The following is a 22,375-nucleotide window of genomic DNA, read 5'->3' on the forward strand; positions in this document are numbered from 1 at the left end:
CGCGAACAAGGCAGCGGAGGAATCATGTATAGAGAGGTCAGAGAGAATCGGCGTAGACATACTAACTCACATAGACAGCCCTTCACCGGATTCGCGCTCAGCCTGTTTCTCCTCCTGCTCCTTGCCAGTTGTGGAAGCGCCCAGGCAGCTACAACCACGACGGAGACACAACACATAGTTAAACGCAATGTGCCAGCAACTACAAAAACGATCGCCCTGGGCGCACAGCCTTGCCCCACAACCGCTGCCTCAACAGATTACTGGAGCGCCGTCGTTGGCATCCAACGTGAACAGAACAGTATAGCGAAGGTCTCGTGCGGACACCTGGAGGGGAACGATACGCTGCAAGCCCTGGTCGAGGTCGACTATAACGGCGCAAGTGGGGGCGTCAAAGATATTTATGTGTATGACCAGATCACAGGTCCGGCCCCCACAAAGATTCTGGAACTCAAAGACCTCTACCAGGGCGACGCCCGCATCAGTGGCTATAATACCGTTATTACCCGCGAGGTAGACTGGAACTCCAGCATCAATAAGGGCCAGTCTTCGGATTCGGTCCAGCGGGACCTGTATCGCGAGTTCAAATGGGCGCCGGGCGCGAATGGCATGTTGCCCATCGCATTTCGTGGCTTCTATCCTGACCTGACACGCTACCAGGCAGAAACTGATCAACAGCAGGTGAGTAAAAGCCATGAGCAGTGGAAGCTGGATCCGCGCCAGGTTGCGCAACACATGGCCAGCAACCTGTTAAACTGGTCGGGAGCAAGCCAGGCCCGCATCCTGAAGCAACAAGGGGTAGATGCCACGATCAGCCTGAAGAACGCGGGACAGGATGGCGGTACGATTACTGTCACCTTGAGCCGCCTGGAGGGCCGATCTGATGGCATCTGGCTCGTAACCCAGGTCGACAGCGATGCCCTACTCATAACTCAACCCACGCCCCTGGATCACCTCGCACGCAACTTTACGCTCACAGGCAAGGGTCCAACCGGCGTCAGCGGCCAGGTAAAGGTCTTCGATCACCTGTACAACGAAATTGGGAGTGTCAGCACCACGAGCGCTGGAAATGGTGCCACAACCTTTCACGCCACCGTTAGCTATACCCCTACCTTCAATAAAGGGAGCGAAGATGGCATCCTCGCCCTCTTTGTGCAAAAAGGTAACGCTATCCAAGGAGCAGTCATGTTTAAAGCATTGCTTGGCTAGCCTGCGTTCACACGACAACTACTCGACAAACCAGGTTCTCGTAATCAGACCGCCTGCGACCTCATACATGACAATGGAGCGGACAGAGGGGCCATCCACCAGGCCTTCAACCTCCTCCTCATCAATGATGATATTCTCCGAGGTAATACGCCTGGTTATATGTGCATGCAAATGTGGACACTCGGTAAAGAGCTTGGCATAGGAGAGACGCAACGCCTCCAGGCCCTCGTCAAGTATCTGTCCACCGGGATGCAAAGCTACCGTTACAGTAGGACTGTAACATGTCAGGAAAGCCTCCAGGTCATGGGCATTATACGCCTGTAACTGGCGATCAACGACATCCTGCGCCGTCATCGTCTCTAAATCTAAATCTAAATCTACAATCATACCTTGTTGCTTCATAATAAAACCTCAATTGAATAAAATAATACCATCCTCCTATGCTATTACATTTTGCCGATGCACGCAACTTTTACCACCAATTATGTCCATTGGCAGCGTTAAATCGAGATAGTTTCTCTCTTTTCTAAACAATATTTGCTCAAACCTGCCAGCTGCTGGCAAATTCCTGTTTTTTATAGAAAAAGCCTCCCCTTCCGCCGTTACTTTATAGTAACCATAAATATGTATACAAACTATATATTTCTATGCTATACTTCAATATATCTCATCTTTATGAGTGTAAATATTTTTTCTCTTTTGATTCTATATTATTATTATTTTTTTCTTCACTCACAGCACCTTGCATCTCCCAGATGGGCGCAGAGAATATGTAATACCTTCTCTCCTTAAATGAGAGAAAGCTTCCTAATATCTCTCCCTGACTCCGCTAATGCACCAGTTATGAGTGAAGCAAAACATCCAGCCGTTCTCATCGGCTGGATTGAGGGAAAAATAGTATGCGCTACTGCTATGCCTGCGGCTCTGCCCTCTCCTCAGAGCACGCTCAATACTGCGACAATTGTGGCAAATCCCAGACACCACCCGCTTCTATCAGCAGTACTACGACTCCCATAGACACAGATTCGGCTCCTGCCTTTTCCTTTCAGGAGTTCACGCCAGCCAAAGAAGCCGCAACAGCCCTTTCAAGGGAGCATTATCAGGGCAAAGAAGTCTCACACTATGCCATGCCAGCGGTTCATATGCCTGAAGTTCCAAATGCACAATCCGCATCTGAGCAATTTGCATCGGGTATTCACAACAGCGCCGTAGAGGCAAACGCCATAACAGCCAATGAGCCAACCGTGGCGGTGCCCTCTTCAGCCGAATACGCGCCGCTAGCACCCGTTTACCAACCACAGAGTGGGGTCTTCCCGCCACAGACACCTGTAGAGGTACCGTCTTCATCTGACCACGCGCCGCTAGCACCCGTTTATCAACCACAAAGCGGTGTTTATCCACCACAGGCACCCATGCCACAGCCGGGAGCGCCTTACGATCCCGCCGCGATGCCTTCTGTCTCGTCGCCACAGAATATATACCCTCCCATACCAGGGCAGGCACCTTATTCCGGTCCCCAGGGTGCGCCCTCAGCCTTCCCCCCACAGGGAAGCACGCCGTACGGCCCTTACTATCCACCAGTTCCCGCGCCAGCTCCGCGCAAACGCTCCTGGTTCAGTAGTACGCCCGCCAAAATTTTAATTGCCGCCATTCTCCTGGTCCTCCTGATCGGTGGCAGCGCAACGAGTTACTATATCTATTTGATTACGCGCCCCAAGCCGGTTATTAGCATCGACAGTGTCTATAATGTCAATGCCTTGCCAACCGGATCAACCAATGTTGGTCTCACCTTCAAAGGCTCCGATTTCACCAAAAGCTCTCCAATCACTATCCTGATGGATGGATACCCTCTTCCAGGGCAACCACAAATCATCAGTGACAAGGATGGCAAAGCCGAGGCTGTACTCACAGTCAAAGAAGAATGGGTCACTGGCAAGCACACACTGACCGCCAAAGATGGTGACGGCTATACGACCGCCAAAGGGGTCGCGATTAACATTGTCAAACAGGGCGAGGCAGGTACGCCAGGACCCGGTGGAGCACCAGCCGACAATGAATCATTCACTATCAGCGGGCAAACAAATAAGAATACTGATCTCAACATTACAGTTACGGGCCAACCCGATCCTCAGGGGGGATTAGCTTGCTTTGAGGGTGCAGATGGTCATGTCTTCACTGATACAGGCAAACTCGACGATGGTACACCGTACACGACCAAGTACGCGACCACCTGTAGTGGTACCTACAAAAGCGGCAAACTCGAAGTCACTGAAACCATGAAGCAGGAAGAGACGACCTTCGTCACGCAGGGTGTCACCTTTACCTGCAAGACAAAGACACCTTATGAGAGCCTGAAAGTAGAAGGCACCTACGGGCCCAATCAACGCTTCAGTGGCACTTATACTTTTCCAGCAACGACCGCGACCTGCACACCATATGACATTAGTCTCACAACGCAAGCAGAGAGCGGCACATGGGACGGTGGCCCCAGTTTTTAGTTGGGCAAGCAGTTGGGTAGACTATGAGGGAAGGGGTGTAGGTGGGAAACGGCAAAGCCGTTTCCCACCTACACCCCTTCTCCGAGGCGAGAACTGGAATGCCCTGTTTGCAGAGAAAAGCAAGGTGCGCAAAGCCGATAAATATGCTATACTCCTAGCATATTTGCACATTATCCTTTAGCAATACGAGCGTCCAGGGCCCCAACACCTTCTACTGGACCAGCACGCGTTTATTCACCACCTACTAAACATACACACAAAGCATATCCCAGGTATATTGGAGGATGCATTCATGCTACATTGCCAAGCTTGTGGAGCGGAACTCCCCTCAGATGGCGCACGTTTCTGTGGCAACTGCGGGCAACCTGTTTCCCCTCCCCAGCCAGTAGAGGCTCCGGCTCCGGCTCATAAAACTCCGTCTTTCAACGAAAACCGCTCCCTCGCTGATGCTAAGACGGTCCGGGGCACTCCCCCACAGGCCGCGAGCACTTCCGCAGCATCTCAGCCGGGCGATAATGCCAATGATTTCTCGTTTCAGGAGTTTCAGTCCGCCAAGGAACAAGAGGCCCAAAGCCAGCCACCGGCCAGACAAGAGGAGGCTAAAACGGCCTATGGTGGCGGTGAGCATTTTGGGGCGCCCGTGGAAGCAGAAAGACCTCAAGCGGCGGCTCCATCTACGCCACCTGCGAGCTATGCGGCTCCCCCTCAAATGCCTCCACGTGCACCAATGGCCCCAGGTGGTTCCTACGCGCCACCCGCTTCTATGCCAGGCGCGGCATACCCTCCTGCCGCACCTGCGCCTGTGCAACCGGGCATGCCCGCGCCACAGGCTACACCCTATCAGCCGGGTGGGTATCCTCCTCCCACCACTCCATATCAGTCCGGTGCCTTTCAACAGCAGCAGAGCGTGCCTTCACAACCGGGATACCCACCACTCCCACCTGCCGGAACACCTCCAGCCTTCCCAGGTGCCTATCCCGCGGGCGCCTATCCTCCTCCGCAGCAGAAAAAATCCTGGCTGAGCACAACCGCGGGCAAGGTAACTATCGGGCTCCTGATCGTCGTGCTCCTGCTGGGAGGCATAGGAGTTTATGCGGTCTATCAACTCACCCGTCCCAAGCCAATCATTAACGTGACGAGCAGCTATAAGGTTGGGAGTGTCCCCGCAGGCTCAACAAGTACCAGCTTACATGTGACGGGGCAACAATTCTCCAATAGCTCAGACATTACCTTTCTCCTGGATGGCAATCCTATCGCAGGCCAGTCACCGGTACTGAGTGATAAAGATGGCAAGATCTCTAGCGATCTCAAAATTGATGCGGGCTGGAGCATCGGTCAACACACCCTGACCGCCAAAGACGCCGGCGGATATACCACCAAAGATGGTATTCCTATTCATGTCGTCTCTGAAGGGCAGGCCCATACTCCAGGCCCCAAAGGTTCTCCCTCAGATGATCAGAGTTTCAAGCTGGAGGTCCTGCTCATCGGCCAGGATAGCGAGAGCGGCAAACCCTTTACAAGCAAGGCCACCCTTATCGTGACAGGCCGCCCCGATCCCGCAGGCGGCAGCATCTGCACCCAGTACGCCGATGGGCAGCCTCATACCGCGACCGACACCTCAGCTAGTGGGGCAAATACCCGCGAGACTATTGCTTCCCAATGTGATGGTAGCTATAAAAGCGGTAAGGTCGACTATACAGAGAAGCTCTTGCAAGATAGCCTCGAAATTACGGAACAGGGGCGAACCTTTAAATGCGCGCTTGATAATGCCAACACGGCCCTGCACCTGACTGGGAACTTCGATAGCCCCAGTTCAGCAAAGGGAACCTTTGATAATGGCTCTCAGTCATATACCTGTGATATTCCTGGTACTAATAAACTGCTAACACATGCTACAGGCTCCTGGACTGGCCTTAAAGTCGCATAGAGAGAAGAAAAGTTTCATAGGAGAGGTATGCTCAAGCCCTGGCAGCCTTCAGGCTGCCAGGGCTTGAGCATACCTCTCTATTATTCTATTTGCTATGATGAGGGTAAGGTCGCACTGTATAGATAGGCATAATAAGAAGGAGCAGGCCATGAGACCAGGATCGGGTGAACAGAGACCACCACAGGTAACGCAGCAGGAAGACCATTATTCCTCCTCCTCTTTACCCCAGGCGCCGCTTGCTCACAAGCCTTCCAGGCGCGGGCGCTGGCTCTGTTATACCAGTATTTTTCTCTGCGGTTGGAGTTTCACGGCCCTGCTAGAGCACCTGCTCTGGTTTTCGCTCACCATTCCTTTCTCCTGGGTTCAGCTTGCGGTCCCCCTCTTGCTCACCTCCACGGCCCACCTGACCCTCTTTCCAGAACTGGCGCCTCCAGTCGGCAGCCTCCCCTGGAGAGAACAGACACGCTGGTTGAGCATTCTCCTGCTCCTGGCTTTAATCATTATCCCCTCCTGCCTGGCCTTCCTACCATACGAGGGTCTAGGCATGGCATGGCCCTGGCCCTGGCCCCTGACCATCCTGTTACTGCTCGGCACAGGCTTCATTCTATGGAAGACTCTGCGCACCGCGACCTGATCATGCTCTTAGGTGATAATGTGTAGGGTTCATGCTGGCATGGATTGCGAGCATAGTGATCTCCCCGGCGGCGTTTTCCCGGCAATGGCGTATGGTACAATAGAGAAGAAAGAATACATGTGTAAGGAGTTTGTAGCAGAGCACCACAGGGTATATAACCCGCCATACTCAGGAAGGCCTGGCAACATGCGATCTACGGCGAAGCACAAACAGCGTAGTTGTCAAACACATTCTTCTAGGCAGACGAACTGGTGGACATGGTGGATCTGGTTCTGGGGGCCTACTGGATCTTCCACCAGTGGCTTATCGCTCTCGCTATCGCGGGCATTCTCTTCCTTCTCTACACAGCCTGGAAAAATGATTGGCTTCATCTACGCAAACCGACTACGGTTATCTATGTCAGCAAACCCATGTCAGCCTCACCGCAGGTATATGAACAAGCATTGCGCTACGAACGAGGCTATCAGGGACTGGACACACCTCCGGTGGATTCAGCAACGCTCTATTCACAGAACAGGCTCTCGCCCTGGGAATACGAGCAGCCATCAACGCAGTATCCAGAGCAAGAGCCACCGGCGGCTATGCAATAGCCTGGCGAGCTATACGCTTTAATTATCGCTTGCCAGGGTCGTGTTATCTAACTCAGCCAGAGCCAGCGATACTTCACGATAGCATGGCTCCCAAATATCTAGAAGCGCTTGAAACTTGGCTTTTACTTCAGGATCGCAGGTCTCCCTGAGCCAGCGCCTCGTCTTCTCAATCTGGCATGCCTGCTCCATTAGCCAGATATGGGTGCGCTCCTTGACCGATGCCAGCGAACCAAAACGCGTCGGCAAGTAGGCAATGACAATATCATTCCCAGAATCCTGAGATACCGTAATTTGCAATAAAGCGGTATGGCGCAGACGCTCTCCCTTGCTCACCAACACCTCATGTAACAGGAAACGCCCATATCTTTGTACAACCATACCGACCTCTTGAGTAAGGTGCATAAGGCTTCCGCTTTCGTAGGAACCCGCCGGGCATAATCACCCTTCGGATACGCAGTATTTCAACGTTTACTGCATCCTGGGTATACCGGTAGCCAGGCGCTTTGCCCGCTACCAGGCACGCTTCCCCCACAAACAATGTACAAAAACACACTCCCATTTCTGAGAGCTTTCGCTATAGGGTGAAATTTCTTGCCTATCAATCAATAAGACGCTTATCACAGCGAAACGTTGCACGCGTGCCATTTCATGCCCTACATGTCCCATACCAATAATCCTAGTTCGCTGGCAATCACTGGCTTTCATACAAGCTGGTATCGCTAGTATCTCTACAAAGGTACAAAAAGAGACGCTTCCTATGACAGCTTTAAACGTGAATAATCGCAAAATGTCTATTCAGACATTACTATATTATTATTGACTGAATAGCGCAAATAGAAGGTACAGAAAGCTAGAACACTAGTACTTCTGCTAGCCTACGAAGGAGCCTGAAGACAGTTCCTTACTGATAGCGCAGCGCCTCCGCTGGCGCAATTCGGCCAGCCTGCCAGGCCGGGAGCAAGGCCCCCAGGAAGGAGGCCAACAGCGCGATCCCGGCAATGGCGGCCAGGTAGTACCAGGGAATGGTAAAGGTCAACCCGGTCTGATACTGCTCAAAGAAGTTAGCGGCAAAGATATTACGCGATAAGATAATCCCTAAACCAATGCCCAGAACGCTGCCAAAGGCACCCACTAAGAATGACTCCAACAAAAAGGCCCAGCGCACCATGCTCCTGCTACACCCAAGCGCGCGCAACATACCAATCTGTTGGCGGCGCTCAATAACGGCACGCGTTCCCGTAATGGCCAGCGCGGCCACCCCCAGTAAGAGCGTCACTCCTACAACGCCAATCAAGACATTACTCAGCAATATTCGTGGCCCGCGTAGCTGCCAGATTACATCTTCGAGTACGGTTGTTTCCAGCCCATAATCGAGGTAGGCTGAACCCAGCGCCAGTGCCAGTGCCCGCTTATCCTGGCCGGGCGCGACCTTAAAATAATAGGTCTGCAACTGGGGTTGGGCACTGGTAAATGAGGCACCCGTCAAGGCCCGAACGCTGGCGGCGGAACGGGGAATATAGAGGCCAAAATGAGAGGCGTCGCTGTTATCCACGACTCCAATAACTGTTACCTTCATCGCCTCTTTGGTGCTTGGACCGACCAGCCAGAGTGGAACTGCGGAAAAGCTCCTGTCTCCTTGCACAACACCACTAAGCGAGAAAGCGGTCTGTGGATCAATATTGGGCGGCGTGGCGGGAACAGTGTACTCGCTGGGAGCTGGCACCGATGGATCATAGACTGGAAAAGGTGAGCGATATGGCAGGGCGCTGCTATCAATCAAGGCATAATCAGGATGCTGTTGTAGCGCGGCCCAGATGGCTGCATCGTTCTCAAATCCCTTCGCACGCGCGGAGAGATGCAAACCATAACCCTGCAAGAAGCCACCGTCGACAAGCTGTGCTGGATAGATGCTCCAGCGGGGAGCATTCGCGCTCAACTGCATCACGCCAACCTCCGTCGCGCTCCGCATTCCGATAGCAGAGAATTGAGAGGTGGCAAAACCATGCGCGGCAAGCGATGTCGAGAGGTCCGGCAACGCCTTAAAATAGGCGCTCGCTTGAATATCATACCCGCCCGTCTGCTGATCGATATCGGCGTAACTATTCTGCACGGAGTTTGTAATCACGGCCATCACGGTCATGGCGAACACAACCAGGCTAAACATGACCACGCTCAGGCCCATACGGAAGCGACGGTGTAGCGGGTAGGCCGCAGCCAGGCGCATCGTGGCATAGAGACGTGGAACAATCGTCCACATGCGCAACAACGGCGCGATAAGCAAACCCGCATTGGCGATTAGTGCCCAGGTCGCCCCCAGCACCATCATAATACCCGCGACAAAGAAGATCTCAATGCCTCCCTGAAAGCGACGAAAGCCCAGGATAGCCAGAATATCAAAGGGCAACGCCCAATATCCCAGGAGCAGCAAGCCCGCCAGCGCGGCAAAGAGACCGCCAGCAATTCGGCGCGACGCCGCGTAGTTCTCGCGCCTCCACGCTCGCCAGTTAAAGATATCTAACAACCATGTCACCAGTTTGCGCATCCCCAGTCCAACGCCCACCACAAGCAGCGATATGCCGCAAGAGAAGGGCAACACCTGCTGCTGCTGTAGCCCTAAGCGAAATAGCCACCAACCAATCACCAGCGGCACCAGGCCAATCTCCACCAGGAGTATTGCCAGCCCACTGACAGCCTCGGGCAAAACCTCAAGTGTCATGCGCCGCGCCTGCCGCCTCCGTGACATGGGTTTGCTGCCAACGGATGCCTCTCCAGAGCGCCCCAGCAGGCGTGCTAGCAAGCATAATATCTGCCAGGCGCGCTGCAATGACTCACGCAACGACACCTGTTTTCCAGCCTCGGGCAAATCTCGCAAGGCCTCGATAACATTCATGCGGCTCACCAGCCAGGAGGAAAAAACAACCGAGCAGAAGGTAAATATGACTCCCAGGCAATAGGCAATAATAAAGCTACGCGGCTGGACACTAAATTTGAGCGGGAAGTTAAAGCGCGCCATCAATGGACGCAAGAACCAGATCAGCGCCGCGCCACCACCAACGCCAAAGAGCAGGCCAACAAAGGAGGCCAGCAGATCATAGACCGCGCCCTCGAAGAGAAACATCAAGATCAGGTGACGTCTCTGCACGCCAATAGCGCGCGCCATGCCCATCTCCTTGCGCCGTTCTGCCGCGAGCAACACAAAGATAAGCAGGATCAGCAGCAGGCCAATAGCCAGGGCAAAAAGGGTAAAGAGGGCAAAGATCCGCGAAAAGATATCCTCTGCTTTCTGCGTATTCTCCACCCCCTGCTGTTTGACCTGAATCACATGCACTGAACGCGGGGCCATCTGCTCCAGCTTAACCGAAACCACGTCGGAGAGCGAGGTGCCATCAGGCTCCGTCCCACTACGGTTGCGCACGAAAATTTGGTTGATCACGGGTTCGTCAAAGCCCTGGAAGCCGCGCATGGTCTGTACATTCGCCAGGAGAAAGGGGTTATCCCCTACCAGGCCATCGTTGCTGACAATCCCCGCGACACGCACCTGGAAGCGCTTACCAGGCCAGTCCTGGGAATAGAGATAGAGCGTGTCGCCACTACTGGCATTGAGGAACTGGGCCGTAGTGATATTGAGGTAGACTTCGTTCTTCCCCAGCTCGCGGATTGTGCGATGCTGTCTGGTCGCCTGGTCGATCATGCCGCCAAAGCCTAGTTCGCTATCGGGAACGATTCCCAAAGCCGTGACCTTGGAGCGAACCTGGCGCGAGGTTTCATCGGCGATAAGAATATTCTGCATGCGTAATGCCGCGCCCAGGGCCGTAATATCGGGCTCCTGCTGCGCTCTCGTCTGTAAGCGCTGGTAGATACGCTCCGAGTACACGCCCAGAGTACCCGAGCCGCCTTCGACGAGTTCATCTACGTTGCCCCAATTGAAGACCGCCACTGTCTGCATAGTTGAAGTTAAGACATCACCAGTCGTTAACACGCTGGAGAGGAGGGTAGTCGAAAGCATCAATGCGCCAATGATCAGGAACATCTGTGAACGTCGTCGTGGAATATTGCGTACGCCAATCTTAAAGAAGAGCATGTTGGTCAGCGCCAGAAGTAGCACGACGACAACGATCACCCCAGTGATGATCATCAGAGCCAGCGCAAAGCGATCCATTGGAATACCAAACAGAGCTGTCATATGATCCTGTGTTGTTTCATGCCCTGGTAGAACAGCTGAGCTAGACGCGCGTACCCCGCAGCGCTTGGATGAAAACCATCATCGCTAATAAACTCTGGATGCGAGGCTAGTTCCTGCCAGGCCTGGAAAAGGTCAATCAGCACTACATGGTGACGATCTACAACAGACTGTATAACAGCATTATAACTAGCAACTGAATGCACAAGTTGTGTGGTATCCGTCGAACTGAAACGAGGAAGAAGGGTTAAATCGGGGACGTTTGCGATGACAATCCGCACATGCGGGAGCTTAGTCTGTAAATCTTGCAGCAGGTGCTCAAGGTCCTGGGCATAGCTAGAGGGAGGCACATTATCGACCAGGTCATTGACCGCCAACCAGACAGTAATCAAGTTGGGATGGGCATCGATGGCGACTGGTAGCTCAACGCCAAGAGCATCATGAGCGTGCATACCTGGAATGCCAAGGTTGATCAGACGGACAGTATTCTGTCCCAGGCTCTGTTCCTGCATCTTGCCATCTCCATTATGAGCAAGCATGCGTGAGAGAACGGCTGGCCAGCTCTCGGTGCGGGGATTTTTGCTGCCAGTGCCATAGGTATCGGAGGCTCCAATCGCGACATAGGTCATACGCGCCTGCGGCGCTGCCTGGATTGCCAGCTTACCATTATGTTCCTGTCCTGTTAAGGGAGAAGAACAACCGGCCAGGAATAGCATCGCCAGGCAGAGGATACACAAAGCCCTGACCCATACTGGAGGCAGTATACGTCGAGAGCCAGGATTCCCAATCCTCTGCTGGCGCATCCTATACATGTGGGTAAAGGCGTTACCGAATAAGGGCAGCACTGAGAATGGAAATTAGCGCGAACAACACCACGAAAATAATCGTGAGATTGAAGATCAGGCGCTCTACTCCACGGCGCGTCTTAAAGACTGAGCCAGCGCTGCTGCCACCAAAGGCGCTGCCCAGACCAGCACCACGTGCCTGCAAAAGGATGAAGACGATCACGGCAAAGCAGAGGATGATCTGAACAATGCGAATCGCAGGAAGCCACTGCTGTAACAAGAGTATTCCTCTCTTTCGTATGGGCTGGCTCAAAACAGGCGCTTTTTACCAACACAGGTACGATTGAAGATTAAAGCAACCGAGAAGGCCGAAACGTCCCCGGTGGAGGTGATTATACCATACTTCCAACCTTCAGTCGAGATGTATGCAAAGTCTATGGGCACGGCTGACGGGCAGATGGCCCATCAGCCGTGCCCATAGACTTTGCATATAGAACCATACAATTACATGTTGTTCATAAATAGCGCCAGGGGTACTATAAAAAGCTTTGTTAGCATGCAATGTGCAGTATACTGGCCTCAGTAACAGAGGGGGGAAGTCGGAGAGCTGTGCTCGCTCTTCCGATAAGTGGAAGGAGGACTATGGGTTATGGCGATACCTATCGCGGAAGCACATCTACACAGATCTGAACGCTATCAGACAAACAGCGCCCGGCAGCCTCAGCGCCTGAGCTGTAGCGTCGGCATTATGGTCTACAATGAAGAGGCGAATATCGCTCGCACACTCCAGGCTGTGCTCGCACAACAGAGCATCACGCTCGATATCCACGAAATCATCATCGTCGCGAGCGGCTGCACAGATCGTACGATTCCCATAGTGCACGACTTTGCCGCGCGTGAGCCACGAGTGAAGCTCTATATCCAAGAACAGCGCGAGGGAAAGGCCTCAGCGATCAACTTATTCCTTGCGCACGTCGAAAGCGAGGTCGTCGTCTTACTGGGAGGCGATACCATTCCTGCTCCCGAAGCACTGGAGCACCTCTGCGCACCGTTGCTAGATACACATATCGGCATGGTTGGGGGCAGACCGATACCGGTCAATAATCCACACACATTTATGGGGCATGTCGTCCATTTGCTCTGGCACCTGCACGATCGCCTGGCGGAGCAGGCACCCAAATTAGGAGAGGTCGTAGCCTTTCGGAATGTAGTCGCAGGCATCCCTATCAGGAGCGCCGTCGATGAGATCTCGCTCCAGGCCCTGATCTCGCAGCTTGGCTATCAACTCTACTACGAGCCATACTGTGTAGTCTACAACAAAGGTCCACTCACGATTAAAGACTTTCTCCGCCAGCGACGCCGGATCTATGCCGGCCATTTGCAGGTCAAAGAGCAGCAACGCTACGAAGCCTCAACTATGCGCGCGCTCCCTATCATACGCCAGTTGCTTGCCACACACAGGTATGCGCTTAGTACGCCACGCAAGGCTCTCTGGACATTAGGCGCGGTCGTGCTTGAGAGCTATGCGCGCCTACAAGGCTACCTGGATTATCTCTACCACCGGGAACATCATATCTGGCAGGCCGTACACTCCACCAAAGACCTGGACATAGACCTGCCTCCCCCCATATGGTAGGGACCTCCACGATGAATCGGGAGGCTAGCGCGTCCCATTAGCGTCAAGTGAAGCAAAAGCCCCTTGCTCTGCGGGAGGAAAGCAAGGGGCTTCCCATGCCGGTAGGGACCCGCCCTACCGGCATGGGAAGCCACCTCGTGTGGTTGCTGAATCGCTTCGCTCGGAGTCCAAGCCAGCTTGGACCCTACAATTTGGTAATTGCTCCATTAAAGAGCGTAGAGCTGTTGTCGATGATGAAAACTAATACATCACGCCATGTCACTCAGGCCTGTTGGCAAAACAGGCTATGCCCTTGTAGGTGACCTATCCATATGGTACAATACAATCCGGGCGAGGACATTTGGTCCCCGCCCGATCTTATGTAGAAAAGCGAAAAAGCAAAAGCTTATGGAAATAACCTGGCTCGGTCACGCTTGCTTCCAACTTCGTGGCAAGCAAGTTACACTCGTAACAGACCCGTTCACTCCTCAGCAAGGCTCCTCGCTGGGTAAGATCAGTGCCCCCATCGTCACCATCAGTCATGACCATCCCGGACATAACAATAGCGCCGCCATCGGTGGTAATCCTCGTGTTGTGCGCAGTCCTGGTGAATATGAGGTGAGCGATGTGCTGATTACGGGCATTGCCTCCTATCATGATAATAAACGGGGGCAGGAGCGCGGGCGCAACACCATCTACGTAATCCACATGGATGACCTGGTAATCTGCCACCTGGGCGACCTGGGACATACCCTGCAAGAAGAGCAACTCGAGGAAGTCGCCGATGCTGATATCTTATTGATTCCCATTGGCGGACAAAGCACTATTCATGCAACGCAGGCAGCGGAAGTCATCAGTCAAGTAGAACCCCGCATCGTCATTCCGATGCACTACAACGCTGCCTTAGAAGAAAGCGCTGGCGCCCTCAATAAATTCTGCCGCGAGATGGGCGTTGAGCCACCGGCGCCACAACCAAAGTTAGTTGTTACACCAGGCACCCTTCCTGTAGAAACCCAGATCGTGCTGCTCACGCCACGATCATAATTTTAACAGAATCTTAGCTTCGCACAATCTTAGTTTGTCTATTATCTTGCGTCAGCAAGTTGCAGGCTGCAACGTAATCGTTTCATTTGCATAAACGGAAAGGCTCCGGCTTGAGGAGGTTTTTTGCATGTCAAAATTTATCTTTGTTACAGGTGGGGTGGCTTCATCGGTAGGTAAGGGCATCAGCGTTGCCTCTCTGGGCCGTCTTCTTAAGAATCGCGGAGTCTCTGTCTCGCTCATGAAGCTGGACCCCTATATCAACGTTGATCCTGGTACGATGTCACCATATCAACATGGCGAGGTCTTCGTCACCGATGACGGTGCCGAGACAGACCTGGACCTGGGACACTACGAGCGCTTTACCGATGAGCCCGTATACCAGGCCAATAACATCACGACCGGGCAGGTCTATGCCTCTGTTATCGCCAAAGAGCGACGCGGAGAATATCTCGGCGGCACGATTCAGGTTATCCCCCATATCACAAATGAGATCAAAGCCAGGATGCACGCGGTTGCGCGCCATTCTGATGCCGATGTTGTCATTGTTGAGGTCGGCGGTACAGTCGGCGATATCGAGGGCGAGCCCTTCCTGGAGGCCATTCGCCAGATGCGTAAGGATGTCGGTCGTCGCGATGTGCTCTATCTGCACGTGACGCTGCTCCCTTACCTGGGTGCCTCGAAAGAGCTGAAAACCAAGCCCACACAGCATAGCGTCAAAGAGCTGCTGCGTGTTGGCATTCAGCCCGATGTCATCCTCTGCCGCTCCGACCACGAGGTCAGCGACGAGCTACGCGAGAAGATCGCGCTCTTCTGTAACATTGAGGCGCGCGCGGTCATTCCTCTGCTTACCGCAGATACCATCTATGAAGTTCCCCTAGTTCTCGAAGAGGCTGGTCTTGGTGAGTACCTGGTGCAGGAACTGGGTCTGCCCCAACAAGCCCCAGCTCCCAAATGGGACGAGTGGAAGCAGCTCGTGGCAAAGATCAAGAGTCCACGCCCGGAGGTTACCATCGGCCTCGTCGGCAAATATGTCGAGTTGCATGACGCCTATATGTCGGTGGCGGAATCGCTGCACCATGCTGGCTGGTTCCATGATGTCGACGTGCGCATCAAGTGGATTAACTCCGAGGCGCTTGAGAAGATGAATGAGGCCGAGGTCCTGGAGGGCCTCTCTGGTATCGTCGTTCCTGGTGGCTTCGGCCATCGCGGCATCGAAGGCAAGATCAAGGCCGCCAGCTTCGCGCGACGTAACAATATCCCCTACCTGGGTCTCTGCCTGGGTATGCAGGTCGCAGTCGTCGAGTTCGCACGCAATGTGCTTGGACTTAAAGAGGCCAATAGCTCCGAGTTCGATCCCCAGACACCCAACCCTGTCATCGACCTGATGCTTACCCAGCGCCAGGTGGCGGATAAGGGTGGTACGATGCGCCTGGGCAACTGGGTCTGCTGTCTCACCAGGGATACGAAGGCCTACGCCGCCTATAATGAACCTATCGTCTTCGAGCGCCATCGCCATCGCTATGAGTTCAATAGCGAGTATCGCAAACGCATGGAGGCACACGGGCTCGTCGTCAGTGGTCGCTCAGCCGATAATAGCCTGGTTGAAATTATTGAGGTTAAGGATCATCCCTGGTTCGTCGCCTCCCAGTTCCATCCAGAGTTTAAGAGCCGACCCACACGGCCACATCCTCTCTTCCGCGATTTCGTAGGCGCCAGTGTTACAATAGCGCAGCAACAACAATCGCAAGAGGGCACACAGGAAGAAAAAGATACGCTGGCAACCAACCGCTAACGGTTGGGCTTGCCCGGCGTGCCAGATGCCCCCCTTGCACCAAAAGGGAGACAAAATACACAGACTATGTTGTACTTAAGCCAGTTACTTGGCACACCGGTCGAGAACGCGCAAGATACGCGGATAGGCCGTATTGTTGATGTGTTACTGCCAGCAAAGCTGGTGGGCAGCGACGAGTCTGCCTATCCCAGCACACTGCTTATCGATAGCGAAGAGGAACAGCACTGGCGCGTTCCTCTTCGTGACGTTAGCTGGTTCGAGGGGGCACTGCGCCTGAACACTCCTCTCCAGCAGTTAACGCGTGCCTCGCGTGAGCTCGTTGAAGAGCCAGATGAGATATCCCTTGCCCAGGAAGTGCTCGATAAGCAGGTTATCGACATTAAACGCAAGAAGGCAGTTCGTGTCAATGACGTCTGCTTAGATGAGAGCTGGCGCATCCTCGGAATCGACAATAGCGCCTTCGGGCTTGTTCGCCGCTTAGCCCCTTCCTGGCTCCTTGGCTCGAAAGGCCGTGACTACCCCTCCGTTCCCCTTCCCTGGCAACAGATCGAGCTCATCAGACAACCACGTCCAGGCGCCCAGGACGAGAAGGAAGGCCTGGAAGAAGAAGAGGCGCCGCACGTTCAGCGCATCCTCTCAGGTCACCTGGCCGAAATGCACCCGGCGGATATCGCCGAAATAGTCCACCAGCTTACACCTGGCCAGGGAGCACGCATCATCGAGGGACTCGACGATGAAACGGCTGCGGCCACCATGGAGGAGATAGATACCGAGCGGCAAAGCCATATCCTGGAAAATATTGAGCCAGAGCGAGCCGCCGATATCCTGCAAACCATGGGGCCAGACGAGGCCGCTGACCTCATCGCACGTCTGCCCGAGGAGCAGGCGCAGGAACTCCTCCACCGTATGACACCCGAAGAATCAGAAGAGGTACAGGAACTGCTTGAGTATGCCGATGATAGTGCAGGCGGCCTGATGACCACTGATTTTCTCGCGCTCACCCAGACACGTACGGTACAAGAGGCCCTGGAGGCGGTGCGTACCAACGCGCGCGAGCATGACTTGCGCACGGCCTACGTCTACTGCGTCGAGAACGAAGAAGACGAGGAGAGTCCCCTGGTAGGTGTTGTTTCGCTCTGGGAGCTACTCATTGCCGAGCCAACCCAGCAGTTACACCAGCTCATGGAGGTCGACCTGATCTCCGTCGTCCCGGAGACCAGCGCACACGAGGTAGCCGAGAAGATCGCCAAGTATAACCTGCTTGCCGTCCCGGTTGTCAATGCCCAACGCGCCTTACAAGGCATCGTTACCGTCGATGACGCCCTGGACATCCTGCTCCCCCCGAGCGCAGACGCAAGCCTAAACGCATGTATTAGATTGTATCGCCGAAAAAGGGGCCCTAGCGTTTCGCTGGGGCCCTTTTTCGGCGATACCTCCCTGCTTAATGGGCTTGACAAAGTCCGAGCACATAATTTATTATTCTTACACGATCAAAAATTTTTGATCGATAAAAAGGAGTAGCATAACCAAGAATGCTTGATGCTTACGAGATCACAAGCCTGGAACAGTTGCGTGCCATCAGCGACCTGCTACGCGTACGCATTCTGGACAATTTAAAAGAGAAGCCTCTGACCGCCACGCAACTGGCTGAGTTGCTGGGCATGGCTCCAGCCAAGGTTCATTACCATGTGCGAGAGTTGGAGAAGGTGCAATTGCTCAAGCTGGTTGAGACTCGCGAAAAAGGCGGCATCCTGGAAAAGTACTACCAGGCCGTCGCGCGCAATATCAATGTCCCCAAGGGGCTTTTCTCTTCGGTGCAACAGGATGAGGCGGTCGAGGGTCTCGGTCAGCTTTTAAACCAGGCTCGTGATAGCTACCTTGCTGCCTTTCAGCACTCTATGCAAAGCACACAGGAGCCAGGAGCAAAGCTAGCCTTTGTGCTGGCTCATCTCTATATGACGACTGATGAGATGCGCCAGCTTTTGAAGCGTATCGACGAGCTCTATGAAACATACGAAAAACCGCGTGGGATTGAAGGCGAGCAAGAATTCATGCATGTGCTCTTTGGCTATCCTGAACACCAGAAGGAACTAGCAATGCCAGCAGCACTCATAGCCGATGTACAACCACAGCAACCTGAACAGGAGGTCTCGGTCGGAGTTCGCCACATCAACAGACATGAGTTAGAGCAGGCGCTGCAACAGAATAAACACCTGCATCTAAGTATCGTGGGGCTTTGTGTCATTGCCAGCGATGCCCCGCTTGAACTCGTTCAGGCAACCATCGAAAAATTCAGTCTCGTTGGACGCCTACAGGCTGCGCCAGACGTGCATACATACCTGATGAATATTCGCGAGTCATAAGGCTTTGTAGGGTCCATGCTGGCATGGACTCTTCTCGCTGGAGTTCATTGCCGACTAGTGAGCGTGTGAGTTCAAGCCAGCTTGGACCCTACAGCGTGCCGGATGCAACCATAAATGGCTTCTTCCCCTAGCAGGGAATGCGCAGGAGAAATTCATATGCAAATCGAGAGTTCAGGCCCGGTTGCAACGGGCACACTGGCTGAAAGCGCCAGAACTGGTGCGCCAATTCCCAGGCGAGGGCTTGCCCACAATCGCAATTTTGTCTTACTGGCATGTGCTCAGGGCATCTCTAATGTTGGAGACTTCTTTTTTACGACAACCCTCCTGGTCTGGATCTACGAGCTCACCCACCAGGCAGGTGCTGTAGGTAGCATCTGGGTAGCGGAATACGCTCCCATCTTTCTCCTGGGGCCATTTGCGGGTGTCTTTGTAGATCGCTGGAACCGGCGCACGACAATGCTTACAGCAGATATCGCACGCGCCGCGCTGACCCTGATTCCGCTCCTGGTTGCGGGCGCCCTGCGGCTCCCTACCATCTATGTGAGCGTCTTTGTGCTGGGAGCCTTCTCACGCTTCTTTATGCCCGCCAAGGCAGCCCTACTCCAGGCCATTGTACCAGAAGAGCAACGGGGACAGGCCGCCTCCGTAAGCCAGACCTTGATGGCGATCTCTTTCATTCTGGGGCCAGCCATCGCCACCCCGCTCTATTCTCTATTCGGCCCAACAATAGCTCTAACAATCAACGCCCTTTCCTTTGGTGTCTCAGCCCTCTGCGTGAGCTTGATGCGCGTCCCGCGCGAACAGCTCCACCCCTATGCTTATCAGGCCCAGGAGGCCAATTCGCAGCAGGGATTACAACTGGTCTTGCGCGAGTTTCAGGAGGGTCTCACCTTCGTGCGTAAGACCCGGACGCTGCTCGTTCTGATCCTTGTGTCACTGCTAGCGATGCTCGGGGCGGGCGCACTCAACTCGCTGGATATCGTCTTTGTCGCGCAACGCCTACATTCACCAACCTCACTCTACGGCACCTTAATGGCCGCTGGCGGCGTGGGTGTCCTGGTGGGAGCCGTCGTTTGCGGTCTCTTAGGTAAGAGGATTACGCCGAAGGCGATGGTATCCTGGGGCGTCATGCTCCTTGGCATAGGGCTGATTGTCTATTCGTTCCAGACTATTTTTCTGGCCGCTGTGATCTTGAATTTCCTGATCTGTATCCCCAGGCCGGACTCAACATTGGCTTTGGGCCTTTGATTATGGGCGTCACACCAGGAAAAATGATGGGCCGTGTTCAGTCAGTTCTTGATACTTCCATGTTTGGCTTTAGCCTGCTCTCTGCGACCCTGGCAAGCTTTCTGGGGCAATTAGTACGCGTCGACATACTCTTTGGCCTGTGCGGTGGCCTGATCGTCCTGGCAGGCATACTGAGCTTCTTTCTGTTACCTGCTCATGAAGGCCAGCCAGAGACGGCTATGGTCGCCGAAAACGCAGGTGATTTACATCCATAAATTGGCATATACTATACAAAGGATTTTTTAAAAGGAGAGAACTTATGAGTGATATTCGTTTACAGCGCATGGCAAAGGTGCTCGTTCACCACTCGACAACCATCAAAGAGGGAGATCGCCTGGCGATCCAATCTTCGCCGCTCGCGGCCCCCCTGGTACGCGAGATTGCGCGAGAGGCTGTTCGCTCTGGCGCCTTTGTTGAGACCTTTGTCAGTTTGCCTGGCATCAGGGAGATTGTACTAAAAGAGGGTTCAGACAAGCAGCTCGACTATATCGCGCCCAGCATGCGCCACATCATCGAGGAATACGAGACCTGGATCAATATCTTGAGCGATGAGAATACCAGGGGCATGAGCGGGGTCGATCCCGCACGCCTGGCCTACGCCCAGAAAGCCAGCCGCGGGCTGACCAAGACCTACATGCAGCGCTCGGCCGAAGGCTCACTGCGCTGGAACATCTGTATGTTCCCGACCAGCGCTTATGCCCAGGATGCCAATATGTCGCTGAGCGACTTTGAAGAGTTTGTCTACAAGGCCTGCAAGCTCAACGATGAAGATCCAGTGGCAAGCTGGCAAGAGCTCTCGCGCCAGCAAGAGCGCTACGTCGAGTGGCTCAAAGGCAAGCGCACCATTCATATCCAGGGGCAGGATACCGACCTCACGCTCTCCATCGAGGGCCGCAGCTTCATCAACGACGATGGCAAGAAGAACTTCCCCGGTGGCGAATTCTTCACCAGTCCGGTCGAAGCCTCGGCCAATGGCTATATCCGCTATAGCTTCCCGGCGGCGTTCAATGGTCGCTCGGTCGAGGATGTCCGCCTGCGCTTCGAGAACGGCGTCGTAGTTGAGGCTACTGCCGCTCAGGGGCAGGATTACCTGGACCAGATGCTTGGCCTGGACGATGGGGCGCGCCGCCTGGGCGAGTTCGCCTTCGGCAACAATCGCGACGTGGATCGCTGCATCAAGAATATCCTCTTCGACGAGAAGATGGGTGGTACCGTTCACCTGGCGCTGGGCAACGGCTTCCCCGAAGCCGGAGGCCAGAACACCTCCGCTCTGCACTGGGATATGGTCTGTGACCTGCGCAGCGGCAGCGAGATTCGTGTTGACGGCGAACTCTTCTCCAAAGATGGCCAGTTCGTCTTCTAAAAATAGACTAGGGGTGTGTTATGCCGGGCTGGCTTCGCCAGCCCGGCATAACACACCCCTGCTCAGTAAGCGCCGCAGGCGCTATTCATACATTGTGGTAATCGAGAGGATTGTGTAGGCGGTAACACCTCCAGGGGTCGTCACGGTGACCTCGTCACCCTCTTTATGTCCCATCAAGGCCTTGCCAACAGGAGATTGATCTGAGATAAGGCCAGACTTTGGATCCGCTTCGTAGGTCTCTACGATCTTGAACACACGCTTGGCGCCGCTCTCACTCTCAAGCTCAACCTTCATGCCGATGCGTACCGTTCCATCGTGTCGGTCAAGTGACTCAGGCGTAATCACTTCGGCGACTGCAAGCAGGTGCTCAAGCTCGATGATCTCGCCCTCAACCTTGGCTTGCTCATTCTTGGCATCTTCATACGCGCTGCTCTCACTAATATCACCGGCCTCTTTAGCCTCATGAACGTAGTCGGCAGCCTCCCTGCGTTTTACGTTGCGCAAGTAGTCCAGACGTTCTTTATTCTTGGCATAGCCCTGCGGGGTCAGACGAACTACCTTACGCTCTGAATTCGTTTCACTCTGTCCACCAATACTCATTGTAAAATCCCTCCTGGTATCGCGAATTCAACCAACTAGCCGGTTTATTCCAGATACCCGCCTCAAAGATCTGCTGTGAAAAATGTTATTCATATCTCTTTTGCATCATGACCCTCGCACAACCATCACGCGCCATCCATGACCTCTCTACATTATTATCGAGAGGTAGTACCCTTTTCTCCACCCCCGGCTACCATTTTGTCTTCGCTGGTAAAAGAGGATGAACGTGGAGACAGCCAGGCAGCGTTGCGCTTTTTAGCTTTGCAACGTCCTGTTGCCACTGCCATTTTTCCTTTATTTTTCGAGGCGATGCTTCACTGTGTTTCATGATCGGCAGAAACACAGGTGTCCAAACACATGAGGGAGATTATACGTTGTCATTTTCACTACGTCAAGTAATTTCTGGACAAATTTTCACTATTCTGGCGCGATCTTGTATATTTCATCTTGTGTATACATGGGCCATGTCTAAACGCTTGTACTCATTCCTC

The 22,375-nt window shown here is 53.8% G+C and carries 19 protein-coding genes; 13 read left to right on the forward strand and 6 right to left on the reverse strand.

Annotated elements, in window-relative coordinates:
* The first annotated feature begins 24 nt into the window (after nucleotides 1-24).
* Nucleotides 25-1,206 carry a hypothetical protein gene (locus JMJ16_RS25090; protein ID WP_201385933.1) on the forward strand — a complete coding sequence of 394 codons (1,182 nt, stop codon included), beginning with the start codon at nucleotides 25-27 and terminating at the stop codon, nucleotides 1,204-1,206.
* 18 nt (nucleotides 1,207-1,224) lie between these two features.
* On the opposite strand, the gene JMJ16_RS25095 is transcribed toward JMJ16_RS25090, so the two are convergent.
* Nucleotides 1,225-1,593 carry a nuclear transport factor 2 family protein gene (locus tag JMJ16_RS25095; protein WP_201385935.1) on the reverse strand — a complete coding sequence of 123 codons (369 nt, stop codon included), beginning with the start codon at nucleotides 1,591-1,593 and terminating at the stop codon, nucleotides 1,225-1,227.
* A 512-nt stretch (nucleotides 1,594-2,105) separates the two neighbouring features.
* Here JMJ16_RS25095 and JMJ16_RS25100 point away from each other — a divergent pair.
* The 4 genes from JMJ16_RS25100 to JMJ16_RS25115 all read left to right on the forward strand — a co-directional run bounded on the left by JMJ16_RS25100 (nucleotide 2,106) and on the right by JMJ16_RS25115 (nucleotide 6,855).
* Nucleotides 2,106-3,704 carry a hypothetical protein gene (locus JMJ16_RS25100; protein ID WP_201385937.1) on the forward strand — a complete coding sequence of 533 codons (1,599 nt, stop codon included), beginning with the start codon at nucleotides 2,106-2,108 and terminating at the stop codon, nucleotides 3,702-3,704.
* A gap of 292 nt (nucleotides 3,705-3,996) precedes the next feature.
* Nucleotides 3,997-5,631, forward strand: coding sequence for a zinc-ribbon domain-containing protein (locus JMJ16_RS25105; RefSeq protein WP_201385938.1), 1,635 nt, complete (start codon nucleotides 3,997-3,999; stop codon nucleotides 5,629-5,631).
* A 148-nt stretch (nucleotides 5,632-5,779) separates the two neighbouring features.
* Nucleotides 5,780-6,265 carry a hypothetical protein gene (locus tag JMJ16_RS25110; protein WP_201385940.1) on the forward strand — a complete coding sequence of 162 codons (486 nt, stop codon included), beginning with the start codon at nucleotides 5,780-5,782 and terminating at the stop codon, nucleotides 6,263-6,265.
* 257 nt (nucleotides 6,266-6,522) lie between these two features.
* Nucleotides 6,523-6,855 carry a hypothetical protein gene (locus tag JMJ16_RS25115; RefSeq protein ID WP_201385941.1) on the forward strand — a complete coding sequence of 111 codons (333 nt, stop codon included), beginning with the start codon at nucleotides 6,523-6,525 and terminating at the stop codon, nucleotides 6,853-6,855.
* A gap of 18 nt (nucleotides 6,856-6,873) precedes the next feature.
* Here JMJ16_RS25115 and JMJ16_RS25120 read toward each other — a convergent pair whose 3' ends face one another.
* The 4 genes from JMJ16_RS25120 to secG all read right to left on the reverse strand — a co-directional run bounded on the left by JMJ16_RS25120 (nucleotide 6,874) and on the right by secG (nucleotide 12,100).
* On the reverse strand, nucleotides 6,874-7,233 hold the full coding sequence (locus JMJ16_RS25120; protein ID WP_201369650.1) for a hypothetical protein: 360 nt from the start codon (nucleotides 7,231-7,233) through the stop codon (nucleotides 6,874-6,876).
* A gap of 523 nt (nucleotides 7,234-7,756) precedes the next feature.
* Complete coding sequence (locus tag JMJ16_RS25125) at nucleotides 7,757-11,038, reverse strand: ABC transporter permease (protein ID WP_201385944.1); 3,282 nt, start codon at nucleotides 11,036-11,038, stop codon at nucleotides 7,757-7,759.
* Complete coding sequence (locus JMJ16_RS25130; RefSeq protein WP_201385945.1) at nucleotides 11,035-11,772, reverse strand: SGNH/GDSL hydrolase family protein; 738 nt, start codon at nucleotides 11,770-11,772, stop codon at nucleotides 11,035-11,037. Before JMJ16_RS25130 ends, JMJ16_RS25125 begins: the two co-directional genes overlap by 4 nt.
* 88 nt (nucleotides 11,773-11,860) lie before the next feature.
* Nucleotides 11,861-12,100, reverse strand: coding sequence for a preprotein translocase subunit SecG (gene secG, locus JMJ16_RS25135; RefSeq protein WP_007911954.1), 240 nt, complete (start codon nucleotides 12,098-12,100; stop codon nucleotides 11,861-11,863).
* 369 nt (nucleotides 12,101-12,469) lie between these two features.
* On the opposite strand from secG, the gene JMJ16_RS25140 reads away from it, so the two are divergent.
* From JMJ16_RS25140 to JMJ16_RS25175, 8 genes are all read left to right on the forward strand, one after another.
* Nucleotides 12,470-13,456 carry a glycosyltransferase family 2 protein gene (locus tag JMJ16_RS25140; protein ID WP_201385946.1) on the forward strand — a complete coding sequence of 329 codons (987 nt, stop codon included), beginning with the start codon at nucleotides 12,470-12,472 and terminating at the stop codon, nucleotides 13,454-13,456.
* 387 nt (nucleotides 13,457-13,843) lie between these two features.
* A complete protein-coding gene (locus JMJ16_RS25145) occupies nucleotides 13,844-14,479 on the forward strand; it encodes an MBL fold metallo-hydrolase (RefSeq protein ID WP_201385947.1) in 636 nt (211 codons plus the stop codon).
* A gap of 127 nt (nucleotides 14,480-14,606) precedes the next feature.
* Nucleotides 14,607-16,271 (forward strand): CTP synthase, encoded by a 1,665-nt coding sequence (locus JMJ16_RS25150; protein WP_201385950.1) that lies wholly within the window; start codon nucleotides 14,607-14,609, stop codon nucleotides 16,269-16,271.
* Nucleotides 16,272-16,337: 66 nt separating this feature from the next.
* Nucleotides 16,338-17,792, forward strand: coding sequence for a magnesium transporter MgtE N-terminal domain-containing protein (locus JMJ16_RS25155; protein WP_201385951.1), 1,455 nt, complete (start codon nucleotides 16,338-16,340; stop codon nucleotides 17,790-17,792).
* 11 nt (nucleotides 17,793-17,803) lie between these two features.
* Complete coding sequence (locus tag JMJ16_RS25160; protein WP_201385952.1) at nucleotides 17,804-18,634, forward strand: helix-turn-helix domain-containing protein; 831 nt, start codon at nucleotides 17,804-17,806, stop codon at nucleotides 18,632-18,634.
* Between the two features lie 156 nt (nucleotides 18,635-18,790).
* The gene (locus tag JMJ16_RS25165) at nucleotides 18,791-19,882 is read left to right on the forward strand and encodes an MFS transporter (RefSeq protein ID WP_201385953.1); all 1,092 of its coding nucleotides are present in this window, start codon (nucleotides 18,791-18,793) and stop codon (nucleotides 19,880-19,882) included.
* A 23-nt stretch (nucleotides 19,883-19,905) separates the two neighbouring features.
* Nucleotides 19,906-20,136 (forward strand): hypothetical protein, encoded by a 231-nt coding sequence (locus tag JMJ16_RS25170; RefSeq protein WP_201385954.1) that lies wholly within the window; start codon nucleotides 19,906-19,908, stop codon nucleotides 20,134-20,136.
* Between the two features lie 44 nt (nucleotides 20,137-20,180).
* Nucleotides 20,181-21,284: an aminopeptidase gene (locus JMJ16_RS25175; protein ID WP_201385955.1), complete on the forward strand. Its 1,104-nt coding sequence runs from the start codon at nucleotides 20,181-20,183 to the stop codon at nucleotides 21,282-21,284.
* An 81-nt stretch (nucleotides 21,285-21,365) separates the two neighbouring features.
* On the opposite strand, the gene greA is transcribed toward JMJ16_RS25175, so the two are convergent.
* On the reverse strand, nucleotides 21,366-21,884 hold the full coding sequence (gene greA / locus JMJ16_RS25180) for a transcription elongation factor GreA (protein ID WP_201369659.1): 519 nt from the start codon (nucleotides 21,882-21,884) through the stop codon (nucleotides 21,366-21,368).
* Nucleotides 21,885-22,375: the final 491 nt, after the last annotated feature.

The sequence above is a fragment of the Ktedonobacter sp. SOSP1-52 genome (genome assembly GCF_016587395.1).

Excerpts from the sequence above, each read along its gene's own strand:
- JMJ16_RS25090 (WP_201385933.1), top strand. The coding sequence starts at position 25 with ATGTATAGAGAGGTCAGAGAGAATCGGCGTAGACATACTAACTCACAT.
- JMJ16_RS25095 (WP_201385935.1), bottom strand. The coding sequence starts at position 1,593 with ATGATTGTAGATTTAGATTTAGATTTAGAGACGATGACGGCGCAGGAT.
- JMJ16_RS25100 (WP_201385937.1), top strand. The coding sequence starts at position 2,106 with ATGCGCTACTGCTATGCCTGCGGCTCTGCCCTCTCCTCAGAGCACGCT.
- JMJ16_RS25105 (WP_201385938.1), top strand. The coding sequence starts at position 3,997 with ATGCTACATTGCCAAGCTTGTGGAGCGGAACTCCCCTCAGATGGCGCA.
- JMJ16_RS25110 (WP_201385940.1), top strand. The coding sequence starts at position 5,780 with ATGAGACCAGGATCGGGTGAACAGAGACCACCACAGGTAACGCAGCAG.
- JMJ16_RS25115 (WP_201385941.1), top strand. The coding sequence starts at position 6,523 with ATGGTGGATCTGGTTCTGGGGGCCTACTGGATCTTCCACCAGTGGCTT.
- JMJ16_RS25120 (WP_201369650.1), bottom strand. The coding sequence starts at position 7,233 with ATGGTTGTACAAAGATATGGGCGTTTCCTGTTACATGAGGTGTTGGTG.
- JMJ16_RS25125 (WP_201385944.1), bottom strand. The coding sequence starts at position 11,038 with ATGACAGCTCTGTTTGGTATTCCAATGGATCGCTTTGCGCTGGCTCTG.
- JMJ16_RS25140 (WP_201385946.1), top strand. The coding sequence starts at position 12,470 with ATGGCGATACCTATCGCGGAAGCACATCTACACAGATCTGAACGCTAT.
- JMJ16_RS25145 (WP_201385947.1), top strand. The coding sequence starts at position 13,844 with ATGGAAATAACCTGGCTCGGTCACGCTTGCTTCCAACTTCGTGGCAAG.
- JMJ16_RS25150 (WP_201385950.1), top strand. The coding sequence starts at position 14,607 with ATGTCAAAATTTATCTTTGTTACAGGTGGGGTGGCTTCATCGGTAGGT.
- JMJ16_RS25155 (WP_201385951.1), top strand. The coding sequence starts at position 16,338 with ATGTTGTACTTAAGCCAGTTACTTGGCACACCGGTCGAGAACGCGCAA.
- JMJ16_RS25160 (WP_201385952.1), top strand. The coding sequence starts at position 17,804 with ATGCTTGATGCTTACGAGATCACAAGCCTGGAACAGTTGCGTGCCATC.
- JMJ16_RS25165 (WP_201385953.1), top strand. The coding sequence starts at position 18,791 with ATGCAAATCGAGAGTTCAGGCCCGGTTGCAACGGGCACACTGGCTGAA.
- JMJ16_RS25170 (WP_201385954.1), top strand. The coding sequence starts at position 19,906 with ATGATGGGCCGTGTTCAGTCAGTTCTTGATACTTCCATGTTTGGCTTT.
- JMJ16_RS25175 (WP_201385955.1), top strand. The coding sequence starts at position 20,181 with ATGAGTGATATTCGTTTACAGCGCATGGCAAAGGTGCTCGTTCACCAC.
- greA (WP_201369659.1), bottom strand. The coding sequence starts at position 21,884 with ATGAGTATTGGTGGACAGAGTGAAACGAATTCAGAGCGTAAGGTAGTT.